The following is a 10,470-nucleotide window of genomic DNA, read 5'->3' on the forward strand; positions in this document are numbered from 1 at the left end:
GCCTCGCAACCCTGGAGGCGGGCGGCGACGTCGTTACCGGCCCGCGCGCGGCCCGGGTGGGTGTGCGGCGAGCGGCCGCCGGGTCGGGTCGCCGGCGTCGGCGGAGGATGGGCCGGTGCGGCACAGCGACGAGACCGACACCCCCCGCGGACCGGCCCGGGTCGACACCGACCTGCCCGCCGGTCCCGTCAGCACCGCGCTGGTGCTCGGGCACGGCGCGGGCGGCGGGGTGGACGCCACGGACCTGCTCGCCGTCCGGGACGCGGTGACCGCCGCCGGGGTGGCCGTGATCCGGGTGACCCAGCCGTACCGGGTCGCCGGTCGACGGGCGCCGGCGCCGGCCGGGCAGCTCGACGAGGCGTGGACGGCGGTGCTGGCCGCGCTCCGCGAGCGCCACCCGACCGTGTCCGACTGGGTGGTCGGCGGGCGCTCCAGCGGCGCCCGGGTCGCCTGCCGCACCGCCAGGGCGGTCGGCGCGAGCGGGATCGTCGCCCTGGCCTTCCCGCTGCACCCGCCGGGCCGTCCCGAGCGCTCGCGCGCCGCCGAGCTGGCGACCGGGCTGCCCACCCTGGTGGTGAACGGTGACCGGGACCCTTCGGGGTGCCGGAGCCGGGACCGGGCGTCGAGGTGGTGCTCCGCCCGGGCGAGCGGCACGACCTGCGGGGCGACCCGGCCGCCACGGCCGCCGTGGTGCTCGACTGGCTGCGTGGGCGGGGCTGGACACGCCGCTGAACGGGGCCCGGGGAAATCGTCCTGCCCCGGACGGCGGGGAGGGATCACGCCCGGGCGTGACCGGGGGCGGCGGCGGGTCGTTGCTACGGATGGTGCCGGATGCACCGGTTCGGGCATTCGGGACCATCCTCCCAGGCCCTTCCTGGTCCCAGCGTCGGTCGCGGCCGAGGCGGGGACCAGGAACGGCGGGGGTAGGAATGTGTCGCCCCACTGCGCGGTTACTACCCCTGGACGACATTTCCAGCCGAGGGGGGTGACCGGTGCCGACCGAGACACGGAGCCGGGAGCGGGACAAGCGGGACGCGCGGCAGCTGAGGCGGCTGCTGGACGCGCCGGAGTGGCCCGCCGAGGCGCCGGCCGCGGTGAGCACCAGCACACCGGCCGGAAGTGAATCTACGGACAGCTCCGTACGCGTATCCTCGGCGAGGAAGCATCCGACGCGAGGGGATGTGCGGTTGACCACCGAGAAGACGGACGAGCGCAGGGCCCGCTTCGAGCGGGACGCGATGCCCTTCGTCGATCAGCTCTACGCTGCCGGACTGCGGATGACCCGCAACCCGGCGGATGCCGAGGACCTGGTCCAGGAGACGTATCTGAAGGCGTACGCGGCCTTCCACCAGTTCGAGCAGGGCACGAACCTGAAGGCCTGGCTCTACCGGATCCTGACCAACACCTACATCAACTCCTACCGCAAGCGGCAGCGCCAGCCGATTCAGGCGCCGACCGAGGAGATCACCGACTGGCAGCTCGCCGAGGCCGAGTCGCACACCTCCAGCGGGCTGCGCTCGGCGGAGACCGAGGCGCTGGACCGCCTGCCGGACAGCGACGTCAAGGAGGCCCTCCAGCAGCTGCCGGAGGAGTTCCGTATGGCGGTGTACCTGACCGACGTCGAGGGCTTCTCCTACAAGGAGGTCGCCGACATCATGGGTACGCCGATCGGCACGGTGATGTCGCGGCTGCACCGCGGCCGACGTAATCTGCGCAAGCTGCTCGAGCAGTACGCCGCGGAGCGGGGCTTCTCCTCCGCGCCGTCGTCGAAGGGTTCGACCGCCGCCGCCGGCCGGGAGGTGTGACCGTGAGCTGTGGAGAGCCGCACGAGACGGACTGCCGCGAGGTGCTCGCGGAGGTGTACCTCTACCTGGATCTGGAGTGCGCGGACGAGCGCCGGGTGCTGATCCGGACCCACCTCGACGAATGCGGGCACTGCCTGCGCGAGTACGGCATCGAGCAGGAGGTGAAGGCGCTGGTCGCGCGGTGCTGCGGCAACGAGACCGCGCCGGCGCAGCTGCGCGAGCGGCTGCGGGTACGCCTCACCGAGCTGGTGGTCTTCGAGAGCACCGAGTCCCGCGAGCTGGCGGACTGAGCGCACGCCGCACTGAGCTGACAGAAACAGGTGGCCCGGGTCGGATCCGACCCGGGCCACCGGCGTGTCCCGGCCCGGGGCCGGGGGAGCTGCTGATCCTCCAGGCGGGCACGGGCCGCCGACGATCAGGAGTTGGGGCGCTTGCCGTGGTTCGCGTTGCTCTTCCTCCGGGCCTTCTTCCTACGGGCCTTCTTCGCCATGCTGTGCCTCCTTGTGCTGGTCACGGTCCGACCGCGGGCGAGCGCGGCGGAGGTCGCGTACCGGTCCTCCGGGCGTCCGGGGTCCGACGGAGCTGATGCTAGTGCGGGTTGCCTCGCCCGTGGTCCGGCGGGGCCGAAAGCGGCGTGCCGGCCGCTCCGCGTCCGGCGTGACCCGGGTCATGATTGGATACCGTTCGCAGGCACACCGGTGGAGAGGGAGGGCCGTGACATGGCCGAGGAGATCCGCGCCGAGATGGTGGCGAACGTCTGGAAGGTCGTCGCGACGGCCGGAGACACCGTGTCCGAGGGGGACACGCTGGTGATCCTGGAGTCGATGAAGATGGAGATCCCCGTGATCGCCGAGTCGGACGGCGTCGTCCAGCAGATCGCGGTCAACGAGGGTGACGTCGTGCAGGACGGCGACCTGATCGCGGTGATCGGTTGACCGGCCTCAGCGTCCGTCGGGCCGACCCGGCCGACCACCCGGCGGTGGCCCGGCTGACGGTCGCCGCCTACGAGGCCGACGGGCAGCTCAAGGGCGAGAACGGGTACGCCGTGGTGCTCGCCGACGTGGCCACCCGGGCGGAGACCGGCGAGGTGCTGGTCGCCGTCGACACCGGCACCGGCGAGGTGCTCGGGGCGGTGACGTTCGTGCTGGCCGGCACCCCGTACGCGGAGCTCTCCGGGCCCGGCGAGGCGGAGTTCCGGATGCTGGCGGTCGACCCGGCGGCGCAGGGGCGTGGCGCCGGGGTGGCGCTGGTCCGCGCCTGCGTGGCCCGGGCGACCGAGCTGGGCTGCTCGGCGGTGGTGATCTGCGTACGCAGCGGCATGGCCGTCGCGGCGCACCGGCTCTACCAGCGGATGGGCTTCGTCCGGGTGCCGGAGAAGGACTGGTCCCCGCTGCCGGGGGTGGAGCTGCTCGGGCTCCGGCTGGACCTCACCGGCGACTGACGGCGCCCGTACCGGCCGGTGACCGGCGGGTCAGCCGGCCTCGCCGATCTTCGACAGCAGCTCGTCGGCGACCTCGAGAGCGATCTTCTTCCGCTCCTCGTCGGTGATGTGCGGGGCGCGTACCGCGAACCAGCTGCTGTGCACGGCGAACAGGGTGAGCGCGGCGCGGAGCTGCGCGGCGGGCGAATCGTCGCCCCGGCACAGCTGGTCGGCGAGGCCCAGCATCCGTTCCCGCATCTGCATCCCGGCGGCGAGGCTCTTCAACACGGTCTGGTTCTGCTCGAAGAAGCGCATCACCGACGGCTGCTCGCTGGCGAATATCGCGTCGGCGTACCGGGTGATCAGGGCCCGGCGGGTGGCCAGGGTGGCCGGTTGCGACCGGGCCCAGTCGATCAGCTCGTCCATCCGGTGCAGCCGGTCCTCGACGAAGCTGTTGACGATCTCGTCCTTGCTCTTGAAGTGGTAGTAGAGGGCGGCCTTGGTCACACCCAGCCGCTCGGCGATCTCCCGCAGCGAGGTCTTCTCGTACCCCTGCTCGGTGAAGAGCTCCAGCGCGACGGCCTGGATGCGTTCCCGCGTGCCGCCTGTGCTCTCCCTCACCTGAACCACCCAACTCACTTGACGGTTTTCTGCTGTCCAACTTACCGTGCGGCTAGTAAGGTGACTAGCCGGGCGGCAAGTAAGTGCGACACATCTCCGGGAGAGCTTACCCATGACTCAGGAAACCCAGGCGACGGCGAGACCCAACATCCGGGTCGTCCTGTTCGGTCTGATGATCGCGATGATGCTCGCGATGCTCGACAACATGATCGTCAGCACCGCGCTGCCGCGGATCGTCGGCGAATTCGGCGGCGTCGACCACTTCACCTGGGTGGTCACCGCGTACGTGCTGGGCACCACGGTCTCCACTCCGATCTGGGGCAAGCTCGGCGACCTGTACGGCCGCAAGGCCGTCTTCCTCACCTCCGTGGTGATCTTCCTGATCGGCTCCGCGCTCTGCGGCATGTCCGGCTCCGGCATGTTCGGCGGCGCCGACACCGGCATGATCGAGCTGATCGCGTTCCGGGCCGTCCAGGGCCTCGGCGCGGGCGGCCTGATGGTCGGCGTGATGGCGATCATCGGTGACCTGGTGCCGCCCCGCGAGCGGGGCCGCTACCAGGGCATGATCGCCGGGATCATGGCCATCGCCATGGTGGCCGGCCCGCTGGTCGGCGGTTTCATCACCGACAACCTCTCCTGGCGCTGGGCGTTCTACGTCAACCTGCCGCTGGGCGGCGTCGCGCTGCTGGTCCTGGCCACCACCATGCACCTGCCGAAGTACCGCACCGAGCACAAGATCGACTGGCTGGGCGCCGCGCTGCTCTCGGTCGGCATCACCGCGATCGTGCTGGTCACCACCTGGGGCGGCAACGAGTACGACTGGACCTCGCCGCAGATCCTCGGCCTCGCCGTCCTCGCCCTGGTCGCCCTGGTCGTGTTCGCCCTCGTCGAGCGCCGCGCCGTCGAGCCGATCCTGCCGCTCGGGCTCTTCGCCAACCGCAACTTCGCCCTCATCTCGGTGATCGGCTTCCTGCTCGGCTTCGCGATGTTCGGCGCGATGAACTTCCTGCCGCTCTACCAGCAGACCGTGCAGGGCGCCTCGGCCACCAACAGCGGCCTGCTGTTGCTCCCGCTGATGTTCGGCATGCTGGTGGTCTCGCTGGTCGTCGGCCGGACGATCACCAAGACCGGCCGGTACCGGATGTTCCCGATCGTCGGCGGCGTGGTGATGACCGCCGGCATGTTCCTGCTCAGCCGGCTCGACGTCGACACCAGCAAGGCCGAGTCCTCGGTCTACATGGTCGTGCTCGGTGCGGGCATGGGCTTCCTCATGCAGACCTCGATGCTGATCGCGCAGAACAGCGTCGAGCAGAAGGACCTCGGCGCGGCGAGCGGCGGAGCCACCTTCTTCCGCTCCATCGGCGGTTCGTTCGGCATCTCGCTCTTCGGCGCGATCTTCGCCAACCGGCTCGCCGACTCCGCGGCTGGCAGCGCGTTCAGCGGCGGTGGCGGTGAGGGCGGCCGGATGGACCTGGAGCAGCTCAAGGCGCTCCCGGCGCAGGTGCGCGAGCTGGTGCTCGGCGGCCTGTCCGACGCCATCTCGCACGTCTTCCTCTGGGCGGTCGTCTTCACCATCGCGGTGCCGGTGCTCGCCTGGTTCATCAAGGAGGTCCCGCTGCGCTCGGCCAACGACGCCCCGCCCGCGGACGCCACCCCCGAGGAGCAGGCCGAGACCGCCCTGGGCAAGGCCCCGGTCGCCTGACGCACGCTCCGCGGCCACGCCGACCCCACCCGGGTACGGCGTGGCCGCGGTCGTTTCCAGCGCGTTGGTCAGGGGCGCCAGAGGAGGGCGGCGAGGCGGCGCCAGAGGCGGCGCAGTGCCCCCGGTCGCTGGTGTGGGTCGGCGGCCGGGATGGCGGCCAGCTCGCGGGCCAGGGCCTTGGTCGTCTCGTCCAGCGCCGGGGTGGCCAGGGCCAGGTGGGCCACGGAGGTGGCGATCGGCACCCGGCGTTCGCGGGACACGGCCGCCACGTCGGCGAGGCGTTCGGCCACCGCCCGGGCCACGTCGGGGCGTACCGCGGGATCGACCCAGGCGGCGGTGACCAGGGCGAACAGCGCCGCCTCGGTGATCCAGTCCTCGACGCCCCAGACCAGTTCCAGCAGCACCCGCCGCCGGGTGGACTCCGCCCACGGTTCGTCGGTGCGGTGGTGCAGCAGGCCGAGGCAGGCCCAGACCTGCACGCAGCGCACCCAGAGCGAGGGGTCCTGGCCGGCGAGCACCCGGCCCAGCGCGGTCGGCGGCGCCTTGGGCGGGTGCACCAGCAGGGCGAGCAGGTCGGGCAGCTCCAGGGTGGCCAGCCCCACCGCGACGTCGTAGGCGGCCGGTGGGTGCGGCCACGCCGGGTGGGCGAGCTGCCGGATGCGTTCGGCCGCCTCGGCCGACGGGACCGGCAGGGTCGGCGCGGCGTGGGTGCCGTCGTACCGCCAGAGCTGGCAGGTGGTGGCGCGGCGGGGCCGGCGGGGGTCCGGGTCGGTCACCTCGGCCACCTCGACGTCGAGGCCGGGCACGGCCGCCGCGACGGTACGCATCGCGCTGGGCGGCTCCAGCGCGTCCAGCCGTACGGCGAGCCGGGCGGCGCCCTCGGCGGCGAGGGCCTGCCGCAGCGCGTCCAGCATCGGGCCGCCGGCCGGGGTGACCTGCCCCAGCCAGGGGCGGCTGCGGCAGCACTCGGCGAGGTCGCCGTGCTCGTGGCTGTCGTCGGGGTGGTCCCGGACGAAGTCGGCGAGGGCGACCAGGTGGGCCACGTCCCCGTCGCGCTGGAAGCGCAGCCGGTGCGCGGTGTGCGCGGCGCAGTCGAAGGTGGGGTCGCGGGCCAGGGCCCGGTCGATCCAGTCGAGCGCCTCGTCGAGCCGGCCGGCGTCGGCGAGCGTGCCGGCGATGTCGGCGTAGACCGCGAGGTCGTCGGGGTCGTGCTCGACGGCGCGGCCGAGGGCGGCCAGGGCGTCCCGGGTCCGGCCGGCGCTGCGGTACGCGTACCCGAGCCAGACCTCGCCGAGTTTGGTCGGCTCCGCGCGTACCCCCCGGGAGGCCCAGGTGACGGCGAGGGCGACCGCGCCGATCCGCCGGGCCAGCGCGGACGCCGCGCCCAGCAGCAGCGGGTGGCCGGGGTGCACGGTGACCGCGTTGCGGGCCAGGGTGAGGTACGGCCGCAGCGGGTCGCGGAGCCGCCGGGGCACCGGGTCGGGGGCCGCCGCGCAGATCTGCATGAGGATCCGGGCGGTCCGCTCGGGTTCGAGGCGTTCGGGCAGCTCGGGGGCGGTCACCCAGGGCACGCCCGCCCAGTCGGCGCCGGGCGCGTAGCCGGTGGCCGCGGCCAGCAGGTCGAGTCCTTCGGCCGGTCGCCCGGCGGCGGCGAGCAGGTGCGCGCGGGCCACCACCGCGCCGACGAATGCGTGGTGTCCCAGCGGGAAGAGATCCAGGTCTCCGCCGCTGGCCGCGGCGACCCGGGCCAGGGTCTCGTGCACCTCGGGCAGCGTGGGGGCCTGGACGAGCGCGGCGGCGACGTGGTCGGCGGCGTGCTGGAGATCCCCGTCGCCCAGCGCCAGGCGGGCGAGCGCGAGCTCCCCCTCCGCGGAGAGCGCGGAGTCGTCCGTTCCGTCGGGCACGTCGTCCTCTCGGTGAGTCGGTTCGCCAGCCGGGCAAGCCTAGGGGATGGTGCGTCGATTCGGTGATCCACTGCGCATTGCTGTTCGTTACATTGCTCGTGTGGGCGCAAAGGTGCAAGACTGAGCACCGATCGCGCGACGTTCGCGCAGGGGGGAGTTCTCCGTGACCCGTCCAGGGGCCGGCATGGCCGCCGACATCGACGAGCAGCCGGCCGGCTACGACCGCCTGCTCTCCGCCGAGCACGCCGGGGCGATCGCCCGGGTCGCGGCGGTGATCGCCGAGCGCCGGCCCCGGCACGTGGTCTTCACCGCCCGCGGCACCTCCGACCACGCCGCCCTCTACGCGGCGTACCTGACCGAGATCCGCCTCGGCCTCCCCGCCGGCCTCGCCTCGCCGAGCGCGATCACCGTCTACGGCGCCCGGCCCGACCTCTCCGACGCCCTCGTCGTCGGGGTCAGCCAGAGCGGCGGCTCGCCCGACCTGGCCGAGGTGCTCCGGGTCGCCCGGGCCTCCGGCGCGCTCACCCTCGCCGTCACGAACGCGCCCGACTCCCCGCTGGTGGAGACCGCCGAGCTCGCCGTCGACATCGCCGCCGGGCACGAGCGGGCCGTCGCCGCCACCAAGACGTACACCGCCGAGCTGCTCGCGCTGCTGATGCTCGTCGAGGGGGTACGTGCCGGCGACGGCGTGCTGCCGGCCGAGGAGCAGGCCGCCCTCGCCGCCCTGCCCGAACTGGCCGAGCGCACCCTCGCCGACGCCACCCCGGCCCAACTCGCCCCGCGCTACCGGTTCGCCGCCCAGCTCGTCACCACCGGCCGCGGGTACGCGTACCCGACCGCCCGGGAGGCCGCGCTGAAGCTGATGGAGACCTCGTACCTGCCGGCGCTCGCCTTCTCCGGCGCCGACCTGCTGCACGGCCCCCTGGCCATGACCGACCCCGACGTCCCGGTGCTCGCTGTCGTCGGCTCCGGCCCCGGCGGGCGGTCGATGGGCGAGGTGCTGCCCCGGCTCGGCGAGCGCCGCGCCGACGTGGTGGTGGTCGGCTCCGCCGACGTCGAGGGGGCCACCCGGATGGCCGTCCCCGAGGTCGACGAGCGGTACGCCCCGCTGCTGGACATCCTCCCGTTGCAGCGGCTGGCCCTGGCCCTGGCGCTGACCCGGGGCGAGGACCCGGACGCCCCGCGCGGGCTGAAGAAGGTCACCGCGACGATGTGACCGCCGGCGTGGCACGCTGTGTCTCGTGTCCACGCTGCGCGACCTCGCCGAGGAGCACACCCAGCTCCGCCCGGCCGACATCGACCACCTGCACCGGATCGCCGGGGACTGGCAGCTGCTGTCCGACCTCTCCTTCGCCGACCTGCTGCTGTGGGTGCCGGTGGACGGCGACGGGACGTTCCTCTGCGTGGCCCAGGTCCGCCCGACGACCGCCCCCACCGCGTACCTCGACGACCAGGTGGGGCGGATCGTCGGCGGGCCGGAGGTCGCGCACCTGGAGGTCGCCCACCGGCAGGGCCGGATCTGGCGGGAGGGCGACCCGGTCTGGTACGGCGACGTGCCCGCCCGGCACGAGGCGATCCCCGTCCGGCTGCGTACCGCCGACGGGGAGAACGGCGAGGTCGTCGCCGTGGTCGGGCGGGACACCAACCTCTCCACCGCCCGCACGCCCAGCCAGCTCGAACTGAACTACCTGACCACCGCCGACGACCTGGCCCAGATGATCGCCGACGGCACGTTCCCACCGCCCCGGCACCCCGGCGAGACCACCTCCGCGCCCCGGGTCGGCGACGGCCTGGTCCGCCTCGACGCCAACGGCAAGGTCACCTACGCCAGCCCGAACGCGCAGTCCGCGTACCGCCGGTTGGGCTACGCCTCCCACCTGGTGGGTGAGGACCTGGCCAAGCTGCACCGCCGGCTGGCCGGCGACCCGCTGGAGGGCACCGACGCGGCGAACGCCATCCTGGCCGCGCTGCGCGGGGACGCCCCGCCCCGGCGGGAGATCGACGCCCGGGGCGCCACCATGCTCACCCGAGCGTTGCCGCTGATGCCGGCCGGCGTGCCGATCGGCGCGCTGGTGCTGGTCCGCGACATCACCGAGGTACGCCGCCGGGACCGTGCCCTGATCACCAAGGACGCCACCATCCGGGAGATCCACCACCGGGTGAAGAACAACCTCCAGACCGTCGCCGCGCTGCTCCGCCTCCAGGCCCGCCGGGTGTCCATGCCCGAGGCCCGGGTCGCTCTGGAGGAGTCGGTCCGCCGGGTCGCCTCGATCGCCCTGGTGCACGAGACGCTCTCCATGTCCAGCGACGAGGCGGTCGAGTTCGACGGGATCGTCGACCGGGTGGCCAGCGCGGCCACCGAGGTCGCGGCGACCGAGGTGACGGTCGGCATGCGCCGCAAGGGCAGCTTCGGCGTGCTGCCCGCCGAGATCGCCACCTCGCTGGTGATGGTCCTCAACGAGCTGCTGCTCAACGCCGTCGAGCACGGCTTCCCGCCCGCCGGCGAGGAGGGCGCGGTCGTCGCCGACGGGGACGGCAAGCCCGAGGTGGTGGTGTCCGCGCACCGGTTCCGCAAGCAGCTGCACGTCTCGGTCGCCGACAACGGTCGCGGCCTGCCCGAGCAGTTCGACGCCGAACGCGGCGGCCGGCTCGGCCTGCAGATCGTCCGGGCGTTGGTGACCGGCGAGCTCCGCGGCACCATCGAGCTGCGCAACGGCGCCACCGGCGGCACCGAGGCCGTCCTGGTGGTCCCCCTCGCCCGCGGCTCCGCCGACCGCCTCACCCCCTGACCCGCCGCGTCGCGCCGGGTCGGGGCGTCCGCGCAACTTCCGGGAAGTCGCGGTATCGGGGCCCGTTTTCACCCCCACCTCCCGTATGTTGCGAGGCTGCCGGCGGGCCCGGGGGCTCGCGGCGGCCGACGGGCTCCCCGCGAGCGGCGGCCTGCCGGCGGGCCGTGCGGTGGAACGGCGGGGATCGAGCGGGTGAGCAGGGCGGACGGTGAGGCCGGGGCGCGGCCAG

General features: G+C 73.7%; 10 protein-coding genes and 1 pseudogene. 8 read left to right on the plus strand and 3 right to left on the minus strand.

Annotated elements, in window-relative coordinates:
* Positions 1-115 precede the first annotated feature (115 nt).
* The 3 genes and pseudogenes from JNW87_RS27595 to rsrA all read left to right on the plus strand — a co-directional run bounded on the left by JNW87_RS27595 (position 116) and on the right by rsrA (position 2,095).
* Positions 116-732, plus strand: a pseudogene (locus tag JNW87_RS27595) (alpha/beta family hydrolase).
* Positions 733-992: 260 nt separating this feature from the next.
* A complete protein-coding gene (locus JNW87_RS27600) occupies positions 993-1,805 on the plus strand; it encodes a sigma-70 family RNA polymerase sigma factor (protein ID WP_109804213.1) in 813 nt (270 codons plus the stop codon).
* 2 nt (positions 1,806-1,807) lie between these two features.
* A complete protein-coding gene (gene rsrA / locus JNW87_RS27605; RefSeq protein WP_109804214.1) occupies positions 1,808-2,095 on the plus strand; it encodes a mycothiol system anti-sigma-R factor in 288 nt (95 codons plus the stop codon).
* Positions 2,096-2,220: 125 nt separating this feature from the next.
* On the opposite strand, the gene JNW87_RS41725 is transcribed toward rsrA, so the two are convergent.
* Positions 2,221-2,295 (minus strand): 50S ribosomal protein bL37, encoded by a 75-nt coding sequence (locus JNW87_RS41725; RefSeq protein WP_375373551.1) that lies wholly within the window; start codon positions 2,293-2,295, stop codon positions 2,221-2,223.
* A 229-nt stretch (positions 2,296-2,524) separates the two neighbouring features.
* On the opposite strand from JNW87_RS41725, the gene JNW87_RS27610 reads away from it, so the two are divergent.
* Both JNW87_RS27610 and JNW87_RS27615 read left to right on the plus strand, forming a co-directional pair.
* Positions 2,525-2,740, plus strand: coding sequence for a biotin/lipoyl-binding carrier protein (locus tag JNW87_RS27610; RefSeq protein WP_109804212.1), 216 nt, complete (start codon positions 2,525-2,527; stop codon positions 2,738-2,740).
* Positions 2,737-3,246, plus strand: a complete 510-nt coding sequence (locus JNW87_RS27615; protein ID WP_109804211.1) for a GNAT family N-acetyltransferase — start codon at positions 2,737-2,739, stop codon at positions 3,244-3,246. The genes JNW87_RS27610 and JNW87_RS27615 overlap by 4 nt, the downstream gene beginning before the upstream one ends.
* Positions 3,247-3,276: 30 nt before the next feature.
* On the opposite strand, the gene JNW87_RS27620 is transcribed toward JNW87_RS27615, so the two are convergent.
* Positions 3,277-3,846, minus strand: a complete 570-nt coding sequence (locus JNW87_RS27620; protein ID WP_109804210.1) for a TetR/AcrR family transcriptional regulator — start codon at positions 3,844-3,846, stop codon at positions 3,277-3,279.
* 112 nt (positions 3,847-3,958) lie between these two features.
* Here JNW87_RS27620 and JNW87_RS27625 point away from each other — a divergent pair, with 112 nt between their 5' ends.
* On the plus strand, positions 3,959-5,548 hold the full coding sequence (locus tag JNW87_RS27625) for an MDR family MFS transporter (protein WP_109804209.1): 1,590 nt from the start codon (positions 3,959-3,961) through the stop codon (positions 5,546-5,548).
* Positions 5,549-5,616: 68 nt separating this feature from the next.
* Here the strand turns inward: JNW87_RS27625 and JNW87_RS27630 are convergent, their stop codons facing one another.
* A complete protein-coding gene (locus tag JNW87_RS27630) occupies positions 5,617-7,452 on the minus strand; it encodes a tetratricopeptide repeat protein (protein ID WP_238454679.1) in 1,836 nt (611 codons plus the stop codon).
* A 184-nt stretch (positions 7,453-7,636) separates the two neighbouring features.
* Here JNW87_RS27630 and JNW87_RS27635 point away from each other — a divergent pair, with 184 nt between their 5' ends.
* The gene (locus JNW87_RS27635; RefSeq protein ID WP_109804207.1) at positions 7,637-8,668 is read left to right on the plus strand and encodes an SIS domain-containing protein; all 1,032 of its coding nucleotides are present in this window, start codon (positions 7,637-7,639) and stop codon (positions 8,666-8,668) included.
* A gap of 25 nt (positions 8,669-8,693) precedes the next feature.
* Positions 8,694-10,241, plus strand: a complete 1,548-nt coding sequence (locus JNW87_RS27640) for a sensor histidine kinase (protein ID WP_109804206.1) — start codon at positions 8,694-8,696, stop codon at positions 10,239-10,241.
* Positions 10,242-10,470: the final 229 nt, after the last annotated feature.

Origin of the sequence: Micromonospora sp. ATA51, assembly GCF_016802855.1 — a bacterium.
In the GTDB taxonomy this organism is placed as follows: Bacteria; Actinomycetota; Actinomycetes; order Mycobacteriales; family Micromonosporaceae; genus Micromonospora; species Micromonospora sicca.